A 17,823-nucleotide genomic window follows, 5' to 3' on the forward strand; every position below is an offset into this window, starting at 1 on the left:
GCAGCGGTATAGAAATCCATCGTGTTTGTCTCCCATTTCAACCCGCCCAGCCTCGACAGTTGCCCGGTGCAAGTCAAGGAATGGCGAAGAAGCGATTGAAACAGTCTGCGACAAGGTCGGCACCGGACTCATCGTTCAGGTGCAGATGATGCCCGCCCGCCAGCTGTTCCTGGCTAAAGGGTAGACGCTCCAGCAACTCCGGATGTCTGGCCAGCATGCCGTCGGCGGCCACCACCAGTTGCGCCGGACAGGTGATGCGCTGGACGAACGCCATCGCCTGCTCCTGCGTCAGGCGCAGCGGTGATGGCAGGGTCAGGCGATTGTCGGTGCGCCAGGTATAACCGCCGGGCACCGGCATCAGGCCGCGCTGCGCCAGCAGTTCGGCGGCTTCGCGACTGACCGCCACCAAGCCCTTCATCCGGGCTTCGATGGCACGATCGAGGGTGTTGTAGACCGGTTTGCGCTTCTCGCGCAGATCCAGCTGCGCCTGCAAGGCCATGCCCATACGCTCGGCAGCGTTTTCGCCTTTGTCTGTAGGCGGAATCACCCCATCGATCAGCGCCAGATGGCTGATGCGCTCCGGCAACGATCCGGCCAGCACCAGCGAAACAATAGCGCCCATCGAATGCCCGAGCAGGCCAAAGCGTTTCCAGCCCAGTTGCTCGGCGACCTGCAGCACATCATGGGCGTAGTCCCACAGCGCATAACTGGCGCCGTTCGGGCGATGCCCGGAATGCCCATGCCCGGCCATGTCCAGGGCAATGATGCGCAGGCCTTTGAGCCTCGGCGCCAGGCGCGCGAAGCTGTTGGCGTTGTCGAGCCAGCCATGCAGGGCGATCACTGGCAGACCGTCCTCGGGGCCGAACAAGTGCGCCGCCAGTTCGATATGCGGCAGGCTCAGGCGCACGTCTTCGAAGGTCGGGCTCATGCGCAGTCCTTCTGCTGGCGGCGCTCCCAACGCGTAAACAGCTCCTTGAGCAGGCGCGCGGTGTCTTGCGGACGTTCGAGCGGGAACATGTGCCCGCCGGGCATGCTCAGGGCTTCACCCTGGGGCAGGCGCCCGACGAACCGCGTGTGATGACGCATGACCACCCGGCTCTTGTGCCCACGCACCACCGCCAGCGGCACTTTCAGCTGACGAGTGCGACCGGGACTGGTGTGCGGCACGCCGCGATAGATGCTGATTTCGGTGGCCGGGTCGAAGCGCAGACGCAACCTGTCGCCAACCGTCTGCAGCCCGTGCTGCAGGTAGGCATCGAAACATTCCGGATCGAAACCGCGAAACAGGGTCTTGCCGGCAAAATAGCTGCGCGCCGTGTCGAGATCGGCGAACTCTTCGCGCCGCCCCAACGTACGTCCGGCCGGGGTCAGTTTGTCGATGAAGCCGAAGCGTTTGGCCGCGCGGATCACCCACTGGTCTGTGCGGGTCAGCACCGGCGAGTCGAGCATGACCACGCCGCGGTACAGCTCTGGGCAGCGCAATGCGGCGTGCAGGTGCAACACGCCGCCAAAGGAATGGCCGACGCCCCACACCGGTTGATCTTGCTGCTGCAGATGGTGGATCAGTTCGTCGACCAGGTTGTACCAGTTGTCGTCCGCCGGGAAACGCGGGTCATGGGCATGCTGCTCCAGATGCGCAACCCGGTACTCGGGCGCCAGCGCCGCGAACAACTTGCCATAGGTGCCCGAGGGAAACCCGTTGGCGTGGGTGAAAAAGATCGGTTGCGACATGCGGACTTATCCATGAACGGAAACATGCCGCTGATTGTCCGCAAGAGCGCGGCCCTGAGCAATGACCGTAACTGCCAGGAATGATGACAGTCCGGACAGCATGATGGTGTTTCAGGGAGATCGCTTCCCCCACACCCCAACCCTCTCCCCCAAGGGGGCGAGGGGGAAAGGGAGCTGATCTGCATGAATTTCAAAACCTGAACTCGGCTCGATAGCTCAGGTCGGCGCAACTCGAACATCCAGCCCGATCAGTCCCCTCTCCCTCCGGGAGAGGGTTAGGGTGAGGGCGGCTGCTCGCCCAATGGCACCACCGCCATGGTCAACCGCGACACACAACTGGCCTTGCCCTGGTCACTGGTCAGGCGAATGTCCCAGACATGCGTGGTGCGACCGATGTGAATTGGCGAGGCCACTGCGGTCACCCGCCCGCTGCGCAAACCGCGCAGATGGTTGGCATTGATCTCCAGCCCCACGCAATAGAATTTGCTGGCATCGATGCACAGGTAACTGGCCATGGAACCGACGGTTTCCGCCAGCACCACCGAAGCGCCGCCGTGCAGCAGACCATAAGGTTGATGGGTGCGGTGATCGATGACCATGCTCGCCGTCAACGACGCTTCGTCGAAGGACTCAAAGCGGATATCCAGCACTTCGCCGATGGTGTTTTTCTGGATTGCGTTCAACTGCTCGATGTTCGGAGTGGTGCGCCACAAGGTCATCGCAGGCTTCCTTTGTTGTTTTGATCGTCACTCAATCCTGCCACAGCACCGCCTCGCTGCGCGCGCTCCATTCTTCAAACCGCGCACCGTAAGTGTCTTCGATGACGTTGCGCTTGATCTTCAAGGTCGGCGTGAGAAAGCCGTTTTCCACCGCCCAGCTGTCCTTGACCACCACCAGTCGGCGCAGGCGCTCGTGCTTGTCGAGCACGGCGTTGACCTCTTCGAGCAGCTTCTCCAGGCTCGAATGCAGACTCGCCCGCGCCTCCTCCTGATTGACGTTCGACAGCACGCACAAGCCCAGCGGCGCACTCAGGCCATCGCCAACCACGCAGACCTGTTCGATCCGCGAATGCACCGCCAGGCGGTTTTCAATCGGCGCCGGGGCCACGTATTTGCCTTTGCTGGTCTTGAAGATTTCCTTGAGCCGGCCGGTCAGGCGCAAGCGCCCCTCGGCATCCTGCTCGCCCTTGTCGCCGGTACGCAGGAAGCCGTCTTCGGTGAGGGTCTCGGCGGTTTTCTGCGGCTCCTTGAAATAGCCAAGCATGTTCGCCTGACTGCGCACCTGCACCTCACCGGATTCGTCGATCCGCACCTCGACCTCCGGGCACGGCTTGCCGATCCAGCCTTGCTTGTACTGACCCGGCAGGCAGATGTGCGAATAGCCGCAACTCTCGGTCATGCCATAGACCTCCAGCACATCGAGGCCGAGTTTCCGATACCAGCTGAGCAGGGTCTGCGGCACCGGTGCCGCACCGGACAGGGCAACGCGCAAGGCATCAAGGCCCAACCCGGCCAACACCTTGTGCCCGACCCGCTTGCCAATGAATGGCAGGCCAAGCAGGAAATCCAGGCGCTTGGCCGGGATCTTGCCGTACACGCCCATCTGGAATTTGGTCCAGATGCGCGGCACGCCGAACATCGCCGTGGGCCGCGCCCGCTGCAGATCGGTGATGAAGGTGTCGAGGCTTTCGGCAAAGAACACGGTTTGCCCGGTATAGATCGCGGCCAGTTCAACGAACATTCGTTCGGCGACATGGCACAGCGGCAGGTACGACAGCAGGCGGTCTTGCTCGTTGAGCCCGAACAGTTGCGTGCCGCGAGTCGTGGCAAAGCCCAGATTGGCAAAACTGTGCATCACGCCTTTGGGCAACCCGGTGGTGCCGGAGGTGTAGATGATGGTCGCCAGTTGTTCGGCCGCCGGGCGTGGATCGTCCTGGATCGGCGAGCTCCCTTGCAGGTCATCCCAACTGAAATCGAACTCGCCGGGCGGATGCAGCGGCAGACTGATGGTTGGCAAATCCGCCGGCACACCGACCGACATGCCCGGCCAGTCATCGAGCTTGCCGATGAACGCCAGCACGCTTTCCGAATGTGTCAGGACCTGATTCACCGAGTCTGCAGTGAGGTTGGGATACAGCGGCACCGAGACGTGTCCGGCCATCCAGATCGCCAGATCGGCAATGATCCAGTGCGCGCAGTTTTTCGAGATCAGTGCAATGTGGCTGCCTTGCGGCAATTCCCGTGCGCGCAGCCAGTGCGCGGCGCAACGGGCCTGATGGCCGACATCGGCCCAGGTCAGCGTCTCGACCTGCCCGCCGCCAATGGGCTGCACCAGAAAACGCTGGCGCGGATGCCGGGCCTCACGCTCGTAGAACACGTCCAGCGGCAAACGGAAGGCGGCAGACATGCGACTCGCTCCTGTTTTTTGGGTCTGGAGCAAGCGTAGTCAACCAAGCAAGTGCTTGGTTGGATTTTTTACCAAAAGAAACAAGATCAAAAGATCGCAGCCTGCGGCAGCTCCTACACGGATCAATGTAGGAGCTGCCGCAGGCTGCGATCTTTTGCTGTTAAGGGTGCTTGAGGCTGTTGAGGGTCATCGAGCCAATCAACAACTCAGGACTTTCCAATTCGGCCAGGCCAGCGGTGCTGACCTTCTCCGGCGGATAACCGGCGCCGTGCTGCAGATAGCTGAGCAGATTGCCCACCAGCGGGTTATGGCTGACCAGCAGCACATTGCTCACCGACACCAACTGATCGGTGACCTTGTCCGGATCGCTCTCTGGCTTCAGCCAATCGACCGTGCGGATCTCCGGCTCGAACCCCAGCGCCTCGCGGACAATCTGTGCGGTCTGTTGCGCACGCAGATAAGGGCTGGCGTAGATCGCCGTCAGTGGCTGGCCGATCAATTGCGCGGCGCTGCTCAACGCTTCTTTGCGACCGTGTTCGGTCAACGCCCGTTCGGAGTCGGGGCACGAGCCATAAGGCACGGCCTCACCGTGGCGCAATACCCAGAGTTTCATAGCTTGGGTTCCTCATCGCGGGCCGGATGTGGGGCTGGCGGCACGGCGTGCGGCGCCTCGCCTTCCGGGGCGCGCGGGGTCGGCCAGTCGGCGAACGGCCAGGGTTTCTGGTCGCTGTGAAAGCTGCCGAAGCGGCCGATCTGCGCGAGGAACTGGCTCAGACTGTCGCCGAAGTTCATCAAGCTGGCGCTCGGCGCGCCGTAAATCAAACGATAGATCAGTTGCACCAGCACCACCGCGCCGAGGATGAACTGCGCCACTTGCCAGACCAGCACGTAGACGATCATCCACAGCACCCGCAGGAGGATGGATTCGTACTTGGCTTCGGTTTTCGGATCGTTCATGGCTCGCTTCCTGTTGAATCAGTTGAAACCGCTGGTGGAAATAAAGTCGACGTCGGTTTTCGGTTCGGCCCGCATCAGTAGACCGATCACCTGCTCCAGCGTGCGTCCTTCAAACAGGATCGCATGCAGCCCGGCGACCAGCGGCATGTACACGCCAACCTCCTGGGACTTGGCCTTGAGCACTTTCAGGGTGTTGACCCCTTCAGCGACTTCGCCCAGACGCGACACGGCTTCATCAAGGCTCAAGCCCTGACCGAGGGCAAACCCGACCTGGTAGTTGCGGCTTTTGGGTGACGAGCAGGTCACGATCAAGTCACCGACCCCGGCCAGACCGAGGAAGGTCATCGGGTTGGCGCCCTGGTTCACCGCGAACCGGGTCATCTCGGCCAGGGCGCGAGTGATCAGCATGCTCTTGGTGTTCTCGCCCATCTCCAGCGCCACCGCCATGCCGGCAATGATCGCGTAGACGTTTTTCAACGCGCCGCCCAGTTCGACGCCGAAACGGTCAGCACTGGCGTAAACGCGGAAGGTGCGACCATGCAACGCAGCCTGTACCGCTTTGCAGAGTTCTTCGTCTTCGCTGGCAACCACCGTGGCGGTCAGCGCGTGCTCGGCGATCTCCCGCGCCAGGTTCGGCCCGGACAGCACACCGATGCGCGCCTGCGGGGCGATCTCTTCGAGGATCTGGCTCATCAGTTTGAAGGTGTGGGCTTCGATGCCCTTGGTCAGGCTGACCAGCATCTTGCCGCTCAAGCGCTCGGCGTGGGCGGCCAACACCGTGCGCAATGCGCTCGACGGCAGCGCGACGAAGCACAGCTCGCAGGCGTCGAGGGTGGCCTGCAGGTCCGTGACCGCAGTCACCCCCGGCAGAATCTTGATGCCTTTGAGGTAACGCGGGTTCTCGCGATTGACCCGGATGGCCTCGGCCTGCTCGGGGTCGCGCATCCACTGCAGGACTTGATGGCCGTTCTCGGCCAAAAGATTGGCCACGGCGGTACCAAAACTTCCGCCTCCCAGGACCGCAATCGGGCGCTGTTCAGTCATATGCAATCCGTTAATCCATACCAGTGGCGATGCCGGCATTATACGGGGCGACCGGAGCGCGGCCAGCCCCTGCGTCAATTACCGGCACTTGTAGGAAGAAGACCAATAAAACCTAGGAAAATGCCAGCATCGTGACTGGAAAAGTCACTGTGCTCGGTTAACATGCGCGCCAATTCTTTGTGATCAAGGCTGTGTCGTGTCTTTTGGCTCTCCCCCCTCACGTTCGTCCCTGTTGCTGGCGCTGCTGTTCAGCCCGGTGTTGCAGGCGGACGACCTGTTTGTCGACAGCGAAACGCTGCCGCAGGTGCTGACGGCCACACGCCTGAAACAGACACCGGCGGAAGTGCCGGGGAGCATGACCGTACTTGACAGTGAGCTGATCAACGCCAGTGGCGCCCGCGACATCAGTGAGTTGCTGCGGCTGGTGCCGGGAATGATGGTCGGCAACATCAGCGGCAATCAGGCGGCGGTCAACTATCACGGGACCAATGCCAGCGAAGCGCGACGCATGCAGGTGCTGATCGATGGCCGCTCGGTGTACCGCGCGGGCCTGGCCACGGTGGACTGGAGCGACATTCCGGTGGCCATGGAAGACATCGAGCGCATCGAGGTTTTCCGTGGGCCGAACACTGTCAGCTACGGTGCCAACGCGCTGATGGCGGTGGTCAACATCATCACCCGCAACCCGGCGGACAGCCACGGCACTCGGCTGAAGGTCACCCGTGGCCAGCGCGGTATCAACGATTTCTATGCCAGCCAGGGCACGGGCTGGAATGGCGGCGACCTGCGTCTGTCGCTGTCCGGCCAGGAAGACGACGGTTTTGACAGCGACCGCACCGGCGCCGATTACCGTGACAGCCGCCGTTTGAACCGCTTCAGCCTCGCCGTCAGCCAGACTCTGAGTGACAACCAGAGCCTCGACTGGCAGGTCAATGCAAAGGACGGTACCAACCAGCGCCCTTATACCTACCGCCCGGTGTTCTCGGGGATTACCGCTGCCGGGAACAATTCCGACGTGGTCGCCAAGGATTACGCCGGCTCGGTGCGCTGGAATCTCGACATCAATCCGCAACACAGCCTTTATATACAAGGCTCGGCGCAGCACTGGGATCGTCAACAGGTGTGGCGTGCCTGTGATGCCGAAGTGTCGTTCAGCCCGCAACTGACACAACTGTGGCAGCTCAACCCGAACTACACCGAACGGCTGGCACGCAACATCACCCGCTTCACCGGCCCCGGCCCGGAAGCCGGAACGCCACAGGAAATGGCCCTGGCCAATCAAGTGCTGGATCAATGGCGCAACGGTGCCAGCCAGACCTTGTGTGGCGACATCGACCAAAGCGCCCGCGAGTCGCGCTACGATCTGGAATTGCAGGACACGCTCAGCCTGTCCGACAGCCTGCGACTGGTCAGCGGCATGAACTATCGTTACGACCGGGCCGACTCCGAGACCTACTTCAACGGCACGCTGGACGACACCACCTGGCGCGCGTTCGGCCAACTGGAGTGGCGCGCCAGTGAACACTGGCTGTTGCAGGGCGGCGCCATGTTTGAAAACACCCAACTGATCGGCAGTTCGCTGACGCCCCGGTTCGCCGTCAACTACCTGATCAACCCACGCCATGGCCTGCGCGCGGTGTACTCGGAGGCGATCCGCTCGCCGGACATGTTCGAGAACAACGTCAACTGGAGCTATCAGGTGAGCAACCTGCGGCCGTCCGCCTATGGCCAGTCTTCGGCGCGCTACTTCGTCAAGACCCGTGGCCCGGGCAATCTCGATCAGGAACACATGCGCTCGCGCGAGTTGGGCTACAACGGCTATTTCGCCGAGTGGGGGCTGGCCGTGGACGTGAAGCTGTTCTACGACGAAATCACCGGGATGATCAGCGAGCCGCTGCGCAACAACCAGTACATCGCCAGCAACGCCAACAGCTCACGCTTTCGCGGCAGCGAAACCCAACTCGACTGGCGCCTGAGCATGATTGATCGCCTGCGCTTCACTTATGCCTACGTCGATGCCGAGGCGAGCAATCCGCTGGATCAGCAATTCACCTCGCGCAACAGCGGCTCTGCCGGCTGGCTGCGCGACTGGGGCCACGGCTGGAACAGCGCCCTCTTCTATTACGGCGACAATGCGCTCAACGGCTACCGCTTCGAACGGGTCGACACGCGCATCGCCAAACGCATCCCGCTGGGCAAGGCGCAATTGCAACTGGCCGGCGTGCTGCAACAGCGGCTCGACAACGAACCGACCACTTTCGTCGACAACCAGTACGACGAGCGCCGGGTGCTGTATTTCAGCGCCGAGCTGGAGTTCTAGGGTGCGCTACGCCACGGCAAACAAGACGCCCACCCTTGGCCACTGGCTGGCGGGTGCGTGTCTGTTCTTGACCGCGTGGCTGCACGGCGTGGCGGTGCAAGCCGCTGATATCCTGTTGACCGGCGCCGAAGAAAGCCCCGGGGTACAAGCCTTCGTCCAGGCCCTGAGCGAGCTGCGCCCCACCGACAACGTGCGGTTTCAGCCGCTGGCCAGCCTGCCGGCGCCGGGCAAGTTGCCGGGCAATTTGCGGATGATTCTGCTCGATCTGCCCAGTCTCGATTGGCGCCTGCAGGAGTCTCAGGGGCCGGCGACGCTGGTGTTGCGCATCAGTCGTCTGCAAGCGCGCAAACGCCTGGGTGCCGCACAGCCACCGCACTTGAGTCTGCTGTGGAGCGATCCGCCGCTGGGGCGGCAACTGCAATTGATTCGGCGGATTCTGCCGCAGGTGCGGCGGGTCGGCGTGCTGTTCGACCAGCACAGCGAATTCCTGCTCAAGGAGCTGCATCAGGCCGCAGCGCCGCTGAATCTGCAAATCGTCAGCCAGCGCTGGGACAACACCCAGGACAGTCGCCCGTTGCAAGGCGTGCTGAGAAACAGCGAGGTGCTGCTGGGCCTCGACGACCCCGACCTGTACAACCCGAAAACCGTGAAAAACCTGTTGCTCAGCAGTTACTCCCGGCAAGTGGCGCTGGTCGGGCCGAACGTTGCGTTCGTGCGTGCCGGCAGCCTCGCCAGCACTTACAGCGATCAGCCCGACTGGCTGGCGATCCTTGACGGGTTGCTGGACCGCCCCCCGGCAACATGGCCGCGCGCGCTCTACCCCGATCGCTTCAAGGTCTCAAGTAATGCGCAGGTCGCTCGTTCCCTGGGTATCGAGCCAATCGATGAAGCGTCTGTCGCCCGCCAGCTGGCTGAAGGAGAAAGCCACCCATGAATCTGCGTCGCCGCTGGGACATCAACACCCGCACGCAATTGATCAGCCTCGGCCCGGCCCTGCTGCTCACGCTGCTGCTGATCAGTTTCTTTACCTTCGTGCGGATTCAGGATTTGCGGCAGGAGCTCAATCACACCGGGCAACTGATCGCCAACCAACTGGCGCCCGCCACCGAGTACGGGGTGATTTCCGGCAACAACGAAGTGCTGGAGAGCCTGCTCAAAGCGACCCTGGCCACACCAAACGTGCGTTTTCTGGAAGTACAGGACAGCGCCAACCGGATCCTGGCCTACGTAGAACAGGCCGCCGACGCGCACAACCGACCGCATCAGGTCGAAGTGTTCCAGGCCCCGGTGCGCTTGCAACGGATCGCCCTCAACAGCGACTTTTTCCACGACGCCAAAGCCAGCAACAACGTGACCAGCGAGGACTATCTGGGCCGGGTGATCGTCGGTCTGTCCAACGATGCCTTCAGTCAGCGCCAGCAGGAAATTCTGTTCAAGGCCGGGATTCTGGCGTTGTTCGCCCTGCTCTTCACGTTTGTGCTGGCGCGGCGTCTGGCCGGCAGCCTGTCGGCGCCGATCCGCGATATCGGCAACGCGGTCAAGGCGATTCAGCAAGGCGACTACAAGACCCCGCTGCCGATTGTCGATGACACGGAACTGGGCGCCCTGTCGCAGCACATCAACAACCTCGCCCAGGCACTGGAACAGGCCAGCCGCGAACAGCATCAGGCGATGGCGCAACTGATCCAGACCCGCGAAGAAGCGGAAAAGGCCAACAATGCCAAATCCGATTTCCTGGCGATGATGAGCCACGAACTGCGCACCCCCATGAACGGCGTGCTGGGCATGTTGCAGTTGCTGGAAACCACGGACATGACCGAGGAGCAGATCGAGTACGCGGCGCTCGCTTCCGAGTCCACCGAACACCTGCTGAAAGTCATCAATGACATTCTCGACTTTTCGCGGATCGAACGCTCGGAGCTGGAGCTTGAGCACATTCCATTCAACCTCGCCGACCTGATCGGCGCGTGTGCCCAGTCGTTCCAACACAGCGCGGTGCAGCGTGGCCTGGACCTGAACCTGCGGATCCCCGAGGACATGCGCGCCTTGCAGGTGCAGGGCGACCCGACGCGGATCCGGCAGATTCTGGTCAACCTGGTGGGCAACGCGTTGAAGTTCACCGAGCGTGGCCGGGTCAGTATCGAAGCGCAATGGCAGTCGCTGGATCACGAGTTGCTGTGGTTCACCTGTTCGGTGCGTGACAGCGGCATCGGCATCTCCTCGGAAAGTCTGGAGTTGATGTTCAACGCCTTCCAGCAGGCTGACAGTTCAATTTCCCGGCGCTATGGCGGCACCGGCCTCGGCCTGCCGATCGCCCGCACCCTGGCCGAACGCATGGGCGGAACGTTGCGCGCACAAAGTGAAGAAGGCCTGGGATCGGTGTTCACCCTGGAAATCCCGCTGGCCTTATATAAGCAGTCGCTACCGCAACTGGCGGCACCGCGCGCAGCCAATGGCAACGGGCATGGTGAGGGGCGCAATGTGCTGCTGGTGGAGGACAATCCGGTCAACCAGACCGTTATCGAGGCGATGCTGCGCAGCCTTGGCTTCGCCGTCAGCGTCGCCACCGATGGCGCGCAAGCGGTGCGCAGCGCTGAAGGCAATGATTTCGAAGTGATTCTGATGGACTGCCGGCTGCCGATCATCGACGGCTATGAGGCGACCCGGCAGATTCGCCAACTGCCTGGACGCGGCGAGGTGCCGATCATCGCACTGACCGCCAACGCGCTGCAGGGCGACCGCGAAACCTGCCTGTCGGCGGGCATGAACGATTACCTGGCGAAGCCGTTCAAACGCAATGACCTACAACAGATTCTGCAGCGCTGGGTGCAGTAGTGACGGTTTTTCGACCATCTGCGACTGGCGTGAAAAGCGAAAGTGCGGCAGTCTTAGGCACCCGAACGAGCCTCAAAAGGGGCTTGAATAAAAATTTCAGTGCACAAGTGTACATTCATGTCCTTGGTGCTGTGACTTTCACCACAACGCAATAGTCTATGAGTAGGCTGCCGGTACGAGGCATGAACGCGTCGATCGGCCGGGAAGATTTGCCCCACCTGCCGCATGGGATTATTGAGGAGCTCGCATGACCAAACAAAACGCCTTTACTCGGGAAGACCTGCTGCGCTGCAGTCGCGGTGAGCTGTTCGGCCCAGGTAACGCGCAACTGCCCGCCCCGAACATGCTGATGGTGGATCGCATCACCCTGATCAGCGAAGAAGGCGGCAAGTACGGCAAAGGTGAATTGGTCGCCGAGCTGGATATCAACCCTGACCTGTGGTTCTTCGCGTGCCACTTCGAAGGCGATCCGGTGATGCCGGGCTGCCTCGGTCTGGACGCCATGTGGCAACTGGTCGGTTTCTTCCTGGGCTGGCAAGGCCTGCCGGGCCGTGGCCGTGCGCTGGGTTCAGGCGAAGTGAAATTCTTCGGCCAGGTCCTGCCGACCGCCAAGAAAGTCACCTACAACATCCATATCAAACGCGTCCTCAAGGGCAAGCTGAACCTGGCCATCGCCGATGGTTCGGTGACTGTCGACGGTCGCGAAATCTACACCGCCGAAGGCCTTCGCGTCGGCGTGTTCACCTCCACTGACAACTTCTAAGGGTTATTCGCATGCGCCGCGTCGTTATCACTGGTCTGGGCATTGTTTCGTGCCTGGGCAATGACAAAGAGACCGTCTCCGCTAACCTGCGTGCAAGCCGCCCTGGCATCCGGTTCAACCCGGAATATGCTGAAATGGGTCTGCGTAGCCAGGTTTCCGGCTCCATCGACCTCAACCTTGAAGAACTGATCGATCGCAAGATCTATCGTTTCGTCGGCCACGCAGCGGCTTACGCCTACCTGGCCATGAAAGACGCCATTGCTGACTCCGGCCTGACCGAAGAGCAAGTGTCCAACCCGCGTACCGGCCTGATCGCCGGTTCCGGCGGCGCGTCGACCCTGAACCAGATGGAAGCGCTGGACATCCTGCGCGAGAAAGGTGTGAAACGCGTCGGCCCATACCGTGTAACGCGGACCATGAGCAGCACCGTTTCCGCCTGCCTGGCCACGCCGTTCAAGATCAAGGGCCTGAACTACTCCATCGCTTCTGCCTGCGCCACCAGTGCTCACTGCATCGGTACCGCCATGGAACAGATCCAGATGGGCAAGCAGGACATCGTCTTCGCCGGTGGTGGTGAAGAAGAGCACTGGAGCCAGTCGTTCCTGTTCGACGCGATGGGCGCCCTGTCCAGCAAGCGCAACGACACCCCGGAACAAGCTTCCCGCGCCTACGACGCCGACCGTGACGGTTTCGTCATCGCTGGCGGTGGCGGTATGGTCGTGGTTGAAGAGCTGGAACATGCGCTGGCCCGTGGCGCCAAGATCTACGCCGAAATCGTTGGCTACGGCGCAACGTCCGATGGCTACGACATGGTTGCCCCAAGTGGCGAAGGCGCGATCCGCTGCATGCAGATGGCAATGTCCACCGTCGACACCCCGATCGACTACCTGAACACCCACGGCACTTCGACTCCGGTCGGCGACGTCGCGGAAATGAAAGGTGTGCGTGAAGTGTTCGGCGACAAAGCGCCTGCGATCAGCTCGACCAAGAGCCTGTCCGGTCACTCCTTGGGCGCCGCTGGCGTTCACGAAGCGATCTACTGCATGCTGATGATGGAAGGCAACTTCATTGCCGGTTCCGCCAACATCGACGAGCTGGACCCTGAAGTGGCCGATCTGCCGGTGCTGACCAAGACCCGCGAGAACGCCACCATCAACACCGTGATGAGCAACAGCTTCGGTTTCGGCGGCACCAACGCCACGCTGGTACTGAAGCGCTGGGAAGGCAAGTAATTCCCCAGGCTTGCGCCACACAGGAAAACGCCCCGACTGGTTCGGGGCTTTTTTTTGGTCTGCAGAAATGACTGAGTAATGCATAAGCCCTGTAGGAGCTGCCGAAGGCTGCGATCTTTTGATCTTGTCTTTAAAAATCAAAGTCAAAAGATCGCAGCCTGCGGCAGCTCCTACAGAGGACATCAGTAGCCTCCAAGATGAAACTTCTGTCATGCAACTTCCCGCCCTGCGACCGAATGTCGCGGATTTAGCGGGCTGCAGCACTGTTGCAAAAACCGTAACAACACCTTGCGCAAATCAAGCGTTTACTTAGCAAGCTAACAAATCATATAAAAGAGTCCTGCACACGCCTTGCTGCAGATAACTTGAGATTTGGAGCTAGCAGATGACTGTAAAAGTAACTGAACGCGACGATTCACACATGTCCCATGAAGGCGTAGCCGCCGGTGTACGGATCTGGGATGTGCATCAACAAGACTTGCTGGTCGGCATGTTCCACAACGAGATCGACGCCCACAACTACAAGGCCGAACTTGAACTGCAGGAACAGCAGCGGGATCTGAAATCCGCTTAGGCGAATATTGAACCTGTGGCGAGGGAGCTTGCTCCCGCTGGACTGCGCAGCAGCCCCTGCTTTAAAACAAGGGCCGCTCCGCGCCCCGGCGGGAGCAAGCTCCCTCGCCACAGTTTGTCGTTATTACAGCTTTATCGGTTTACCACATCAGGTCATCAGGGATCTGATAGGCCGCGTACGGATCGTCCTCGGCATTGACCTCTTCGGTCTGCACGTTGAGCTGCACGATACGCTGCGGGTCGCGCTCCTGGATCTTCAGGGCCGCTTCACGGGGGATCACTTCGTAACCGCCGGCATGGTGCACGATCGCCAGCGAACCGCTGCTGAGTTTGTTGCGCATCAGCGTGTTGACCGAGATACGCTTGACCTTCTTGTCGTCAACGAAGTTGTAGTAGTCCTCAGTGGTCAGCTTCGGCAGACGCGAGACTTCGATCAACTGCTTGACCTGCGCGGCACGGGCCTTGGCCTCGGCCTTCTCCTGCTGCTGACGGTTCAGCTCCTGGTCGCGCTTGACCTTCTCGGCCATGGCTTCCTGAGCGGCGCGCTGCTGCGAATCATCCAGTTCGGCCTGCCCTTTGTGGGCCAAGCGCTGTTGCTTCTGCTTGTCTTTGCTGACCTGCTTGGCCTGCTTTTGGTTGACCAGGCCTGCTTTGAGCAACTGGTCGCGAAGGGAAAGGCTCATTAATGCTTACTCACTTGGGCAACGGCTCAGCCGCAGCTGGGCAGATTCTTTTCCTGGCGTTTGGCTTCACCCCACAGGGCGTCCAACTCTTCGAGGGTGCAATCTTCCATGGGACGACGGGTGTCGCGCAATGCCTGTTCGATAAAACGGAAACGTCGTTCAAACTTGGCGTTGGCGCTACGCAGCGCGGTTTCCGGATCGACCTTCAGATGCCGGGCCAGATTGACCACGGAAAACAGCAGGTCGCCGATCTCGTCGGCCACCGCTTGGGGATCATTTTCGGACATGGCCTCGAGCACTTCATCGAGCTCTTCGCGCACTTTGTCCAGCACCGGCAACGCATCCGGCCAGTCGAAACCGACCTGCCCGGCACGCTTTTGCAACTTGGCCGAACGCGACAGTGCCGGCAGCGCGGCAGGTACATCATCGAGCAGTGACAGCTGCTCGGGCGCGGCGGATTTCTCGGCGCGTTCTTCGGCCTTGATCTCTTCCCAGCGCTGCTTGACCTGCTCTTCGCTCAGGCGTGGTACGTCCAGCGGCGCATACAGATCGCCGGTGGGGAAGACGTGCGGATGGCGGCGGATCAGCTTGCGGGTGATGCTGTCGACCACCCCGGCAAATTCGAAGCGCCCTTCTTCCCGGGCCAGCTGGCTGTAATAAACCACCTGAAACAGCAGATCACCCAGCTCGCCCTGCAAGTGATCGAAGTCACCACGCTCGATGGCGTCGGCCACTTCGTAGGCTTCTTCGAGGGTGTGCGGAACGATGGTCGCGTAGGTTTGCTTGATGTCCCACGGGCAACCGTACTGCGGGTCACGCAGGCGGTTCATCAGGTGGAGCAGGTCTTCAAGGCTGTGCATACAAAATCTCACTCAACCGTGTAGGAGCTGCCGAAGGCTGCGATCTTTTGATTTTGATTTTCAAGATCAAAAGATCGCAGCCTTCGGCAGCTCCTACAGGGGACCGCGTTATGGGGTACGGTTACGCCGCGTTTCGATGATGTTCGGCAACTGCGAAATCCGCCCCAGCAAACGTCCCAGCGCATCCAGCCCCGGAATCTCGATGGTCAGGGACATCAGCGCGGTGTTGTCCTCCTTGTTCGAGCGGGTGTTGACCGCCAGCACGTTGATGCGCTCGTTGAGCAGCACCTGCGAGACGTCACGCAGCAGACCGGAACGGTCGTAAGCGCGGATGACAATGTCCACCGGATAGGTGAGCACCGGCACCGGGCCCCAGCTGACCTGGATGATCCGCTCAGGCTCGCGCCCCGCCAGTTGCAACACCGAGGCGCAGTCCTGACGGTGGATGCTCACGCCGCGGCCCTGGGTGATGTAACCGACAATCGCGTCGCCCGGCAGCGGCTGGCAGCAGCCGGCCATCTGCGTCATCAGGTTGCCGACGCCCTGGATCTGGATGTCGCCGCGCTTGCCCGGCTTGTAACCGGTCGCTTTGCGCGGAATCAGCTCCAGTTGTTCGTTGCCGCGTTCCGGCTCGACCAGTTGCTGCGCCAGGTTGACCAGTTGCGCCAGACGCAGGTCGCCGGCACCGAGGGCGGCGAACATGTCTTCGGCGGTTTTCATGTTGGCCTTTTCGGCCAGCTTGTCGAAATCCACCGCCGGCAGACCGAGGCGATTGAGTTCGCGCTCGATCAGGGTTTTACCCGCCGCGACGTTCTGGTCACGGGCCTGCAACTTGAACCAGTGAACAATCTTCGCCCGCGCCCGGGAGGTGGTGACATAGCCCAGGTTCGGGTTCAGCCAGTCGCGGCTCGGCGTACCGTGCTTGCTGGTGATGATCTCGACCTGTTCACCGGTCTGCAGGCTGTAGTTGAGCGGCACGATCCGCCCGTTGATCTTGGCGCCACGGCAGTTGTGACCGATCTCGGTGTGCACGCGGTAGGCAAAGTCCAGCGGTGTCGCGCCTTTCGGCAAGTCGATGGCGTGGCCGTCCGGGGTGAAGATGTAGACCCGATCCGGTTCGATATCGACCCGCAGCTGTTCGGCCAGACCACCGATATCACCCAGCTCTTCATGCCACTCGAGGACCTGACGCAGCCAGGAGATTTTCTCTTCGTAGTGATTGGAGCCGGATTTGACGTCGGTGCCCTTGTAGCGCCAGTGCGCGCACACGCCCAGCTCGGCCTCCTCGTGCATGGCGTGGGTACGAATCTGCACCTCAAGCACCTTGCCCTCCGGACCGATCACCGCCGTGTGCAGCGAGCGGTAGCCGTTCTCTTTCGGGTTGGCGATGTAGTCGTCGAACTCTTTCGGGATGTGCCGCCACAGGGTGTGGACGATGCCGAGCGCGGTGTAGCAGTCGCGCATTTCCGGCACCAGCACGCGCACCGCGCGCACGTCGTAGATCTGGCTGAACTCCAGACCCTTGCGCTGCATTTTGCGCCAGATCGAATAAATGTGTTTGGCCCGGCCGCTGATGTCGGCGTCGACGCCGGTGGCCTGCAATTCATCCTTGAGCTGGGTCATCACATCGCTGATGAAGCGCTCACGGTCCAGCCGCCGCTCGTGGAGCAGCTTGGCGATCTGTTTGTATTGATCGGGTTCCAGGTAACGGAAGGACAAGTCCTCCAGTTCCCACTTGATATGGCCGATGCCGAGTCGGTGCGCGAGCGGCGCATAGATGTCGAAGACTTCCCGAGCGACACGGTTACGCTTCTCGTCGTCGGCGGTTTTTACCGCACGGATCGCGCAGGTACGTTCGGCCAGTTTGATCAGCGCGACGCGGACGTCGTCAACCATCGCCACCAGCATCTTGCGCAGGTTTTCCACCTGGCCCTGGGTGCCCATCACCATCGACTGGCGCGGGCTGAGGCTGGCACTGATCGCCGCCATGCGCTGCACGCCGTCGATCAGCTTGGCCACCACCGGACCGAAACGCTGGCTGACGGCCGCGAGTTCAATCTGGCCTTCACGCACGCCGCGGTACAGCACCGCCGCGACCAGCGAATCCTGGTCGAGCTTGAGGTCGGCGAGGATCTCGGCGATCTCCAGGCCCGTACTGAAACTGCCGCTGCCCTCGGCCCACAGATTCTTCTTGGCATTGGACTGCTGTTCGGCCTCGCGAGCGAACTCGCAGGCTTCTTTCAAGGCTTCGCGATCCAGTGCCATGTCGACACTGACCGCGTGATCGAGCCAAGCCTCGAGATTGATACTGCCGTCGGTGTTGATCGGCTGGTGTGCTCTCACCTGTACCATGCTGCTTTACCTTCCCTACGACGCAGATTCAATGCGTCAAATCGCTGATCCCTAATGCCCGTTTGCG

General features: G+C 61.3%; 16 protein-coding genes. 6 read left to right on the forward strand and 10 right to left on the reverse strand.

All coding sequences use genetic code 11. The features are described 5' to 3' along the window. Positions 1 to 73: 73 nt before the first annotated feature. From ACM6HV_RS24345 to ACM6HV_RS24375, 7 genes are all read right to left on the reverse strand, one after another. Positions 74 to 928, reverse strand: coding sequence for an alpha/beta hydrolase (locus ACM6HV_RS24345; protein WP_414905479.1), 855 nt, complete (start codon positions 926 to 928; stop codon positions 74 to 76). Beyond that, positions 925 to 1,731 carry an alpha/beta fold hydrolase gene (locus ACM6HV_RS24350; protein ID WP_414905480.1) on the reverse strand — a complete coding sequence of 269 codons (807 nt, stop codon included), beginning with the start codon at positions 1,729 to 1,731 and terminating at the stop codon, positions 925 to 927. Before ACM6HV_RS24350 ends, ACM6HV_RS24345 begins: the two co-directional genes overlap by 4 nt. 275 nt (positions 1,732 to 2,006) lie before the next feature. Then, on the reverse strand, positions 2,007 to 2,450 hold the full coding sequence (locus ACM6HV_RS24355) for a hotdog fold thioesterase (protein ID WP_414905481.1): 444 nt from the start codon (positions 2,448 to 2,450) through the stop codon (positions 2,007 to 2,009). 31 nt (positions 2,451 to 2,481) lie between these two features. Then, positions 2,482 to 4,137 (reverse strand): AMP-binding protein, encoded by a 1,656-nt coding sequence (locus ACM6HV_RS24360; protein WP_414905482.1) that lies wholly within the window; start codon positions 4,135 to 4,137, stop codon positions 2,482 to 2,484. A gap of 160 nt (positions 4,138 to 4,297) precedes the next feature. Further along, positions 4,298 to 4,750 carry a phosphohistidine phosphatase SixA gene (gene sixA, locus ACM6HV_RS24365; RefSeq protein WP_414905483.1) on the reverse strand — a complete coding sequence of 151 codons (453 nt, stop codon included), beginning with the start codon at positions 4,748 to 4,750 and terminating at the stop codon, positions 4,298 to 4,300. Further along, on the reverse strand, positions 4,747 to 5,094 hold the full coding sequence (locus tag ACM6HV_RS24370) for a DUF4389 domain-containing protein (protein ID WP_007968953.1): 348 nt from the start codon (positions 5,092 to 5,094) through the stop codon (positions 4,747 to 4,749). The genes sixA and ACM6HV_RS24370 overlap by 4 nt, the downstream gene beginning before the upstream one ends. Before the next feature lie 18 nt (positions 5,095 to 5,112). Next, positions 5,113 to 6,138: an NAD(P)H-dependent glycerol-3-phosphate dehydrogenase gene (locus ACM6HV_RS24375; protein WP_047295760.1), complete on the reverse strand. Its 1,026-nt coding sequence runs from the start codon at positions 6,136 to 6,138 to the stop codon at positions 5,113 to 5,115. A 196-nt stretch (positions 6,139 to 6,334) separates the two neighbouring features. On the opposite strand from ACM6HV_RS24375, the gene ACM6HV_RS24380 reads away from it, so the two are divergent. From ACM6HV_RS24380 to ACM6HV_RS24405, 6 genes are all read left to right on the forward strand, one after another. Continuing rightward, complete coding sequence (locus ACM6HV_RS24380) at positions 6,335 to 8,458, forward strand: TonB-dependent receptor plug domain-containing protein (protein WP_414905484.1); 2,124 nt, start codon at positions 6,335 to 6,337, stop codon at positions 8,456 to 8,458. A 1-nt stretch (position 8,459) separates the two neighbouring features. Continuing rightward, positions 8,460 to 9,392, forward strand: a complete 933-nt coding sequence (locus ACM6HV_RS24385) for an ABC transporter substrate-binding protein (protein ID WP_414905485.1) — start codon at positions 8,460 to 8,462, stop codon at positions 9,390 to 9,392. Continuing rightward, positions 9,389 to 11,293, forward strand: a complete 1,905-nt coding sequence (locus tag ACM6HV_RS24390; RefSeq protein WP_414905486.1) for a response regulator — start codon at positions 9,389 to 9,391, stop codon at positions 11,291 to 11,293. Before ACM6HV_RS24385 ends, ACM6HV_RS24390 begins: the two co-directional genes overlap by 4 nt. Positions 11,294 to 11,540: 247 nt before the next feature. Beyond that, positions 11,541 to 12,056: a 3-hydroxyacyl-[acyl-carrier-protein] dehydratase FabA gene (gene fabA / locus ACM6HV_RS24395; RefSeq protein WP_003227150.1), complete on the forward strand. Its 516-nt coding sequence runs from the start codon at positions 11,541 to 11,543 to the stop codon at positions 12,054 to 12,056. Positions 12,057 to 12,067: 11 nt separating this feature from the next. After that, positions 12,068 to 13,288, forward strand: coding sequence for a beta-ketoacyl-ACP synthase I (gene fabB / locus ACM6HV_RS24400; protein ID WP_003227152.1), 1,221 nt, complete (start codon positions 12,068 to 12,070; stop codon positions 13,286 to 13,288). 385 nt (positions 13,289 to 13,673) lie between these two features. Continuing rightward, positions 13,674 to 13,862, forward strand: coding sequence for a hypothetical protein (locus tag ACM6HV_RS24405; protein ID WP_003227153.1), 189 nt, complete (start codon positions 13,674 to 13,676; stop codon positions 13,860 to 13,862). A 139-nt stretch (positions 13,863 to 14,001) separates the two neighbouring features. Here the strand turns inward: ACM6HV_RS24405 and ACM6HV_RS24410 are convergent, their stop codons facing one another. The 3 genes from ACM6HV_RS24410 to relA all read right to left on the reverse strand — a co-directional run bounded on the left by ACM6HV_RS24410 (position 14,002) and on the right by relA (position 17,756). Continuing rightward, on the reverse strand, positions 14,002 to 14,544 hold the full coding sequence (locus ACM6HV_RS24410; RefSeq protein WP_007968960.1) for a DUF2058 domain-containing protein: 543 nt from the start codon (positions 14,542 to 14,544) through the stop codon (positions 14,002 to 14,004). Positions 14,545 to 14,570: 26 nt separating this feature from the next. Next, positions 14,571 to 15,404 (reverse strand): nucleoside triphosphate pyrophosphohydrolase, encoded by an 834-nt coding sequence (gene mazG / locus ACM6HV_RS24415; protein WP_414905487.1) that lies wholly within the window; start codon positions 15,402 to 15,404, stop codon positions 14,571 to 14,573. Positions 15,405 to 15,512: 108 nt separating this feature from the next. After that, positions 15,513 to 17,756 (reverse strand): GTP diphosphokinase, encoded by a 2,244-nt coding sequence (gene relA, locus ACM6HV_RS24420; RefSeq protein ID WP_041067509.1) that lies wholly within the window; start codon positions 17,754 to 17,756, stop codon positions 15,513 to 15,515. Between the last annotated feature and the right edge of the window lie 67 nt (positions 17,757 to 17,823).

This window comes from Pseudomonas sp. IT-P260 (assembly GCF_949768395.1).
GTDB classification, from domain to species: Bacteria; Pseudomonadota; Gammaproteobacteria; order Pseudomonadales; family Pseudomonadaceae; genus Aquipseudomonas; species Aquipseudomonas parakoreensis.

Coding starts and splice junctions, on each gene's coding strand:
- ACM6HV_RS24370 (WP_007968953.1), bottom strand. CDS start 5,094: ATGAACGATCCGAAAACCGAAGCCAAGTACGAATCCATCCTCCTGCGG.
- ACM6HV_RS24405 (WP_003227153.1), top strand. CDS start 13,674: ATGACTGTAAAAGTAACTGAACGCGACGATTCACACATGTCCCATGAA.
- ACM6HV_RS24410 (WP_007968960.1), bottom strand. CDS start 14,544: ATGAGCCTTTCCCTTCGCGACCAGTTGCTCAAAGCAGGCCTGGTCAAC.
- relA (WP_041067509.1), bottom strand. CDS start 17,756: ATGGTACAGGTGAGAGCACACCAGCCGATCAACACCGACGGCAGTATC.
- ACM6HV_RS24345 (WP_414905479.1), bottom strand. CDS start 928: ATGAGCCCGACCTTCGAAGACGTGCGCCTGAGCCTGCCGCATATCGAA.
- mazG (WP_414905487.1), bottom strand. CDS start 15,404: ATGCACAGCCTTGAAGACCTGCTCCACCTGATGAACCGCCTGCGTGAC.
- fabA (WP_003227150.1), top strand. CDS start 11,541: ATGACCAAACAAAACGCCTTTACTCGGGAAGACCTGCTGCGCTGCAGT.
- ACM6HV_RS24390 (WP_414905486.1), top strand. CDS start 9,389: ATGAATCTGCGTCGCCGCTGGGACATCAACACCCGCACGCAATTGATC.
- ACM6HV_RS24360 (WP_414905482.1), bottom strand. CDS start 4,137: ATGTCTGCCGCCTTCCGTTTGCCGCTGGACGTGTTCTACGAGCGTGAG.
- ACM6HV_RS24375 (WP_047295760.1), bottom strand. CDS start 6,138: ATGACTGAACAGCGCCCGATTGCGGTCCTGGGAGGCGGAAGTTTTGGT.
- ACM6HV_RS24350 (WP_414905480.1), bottom strand. CDS start 1,731: ATGTCGCAACCGATCTTTTTCACCCACGCCAACGGGTTTCCCTCGGGC.
- sixA (WP_414905483.1), bottom strand. CDS start 4,750: ATGAAACTCTGGGTATTGCGCCACGGTGAGGCCGTGCCTTATGGCTCG.
- fabB (WP_003227152.1), top strand. CDS start 12,068: ATGCGCCGCGTCGTTATCACTGGTCTGGGCATTGTTTCGTGCCTGGGC.
- ACM6HV_RS24355 (WP_414905481.1), bottom strand. CDS start 2,450: ATGACCTTGTGGCGCACCACTCCGAACATCGAGCAGTTGAACGCAATC.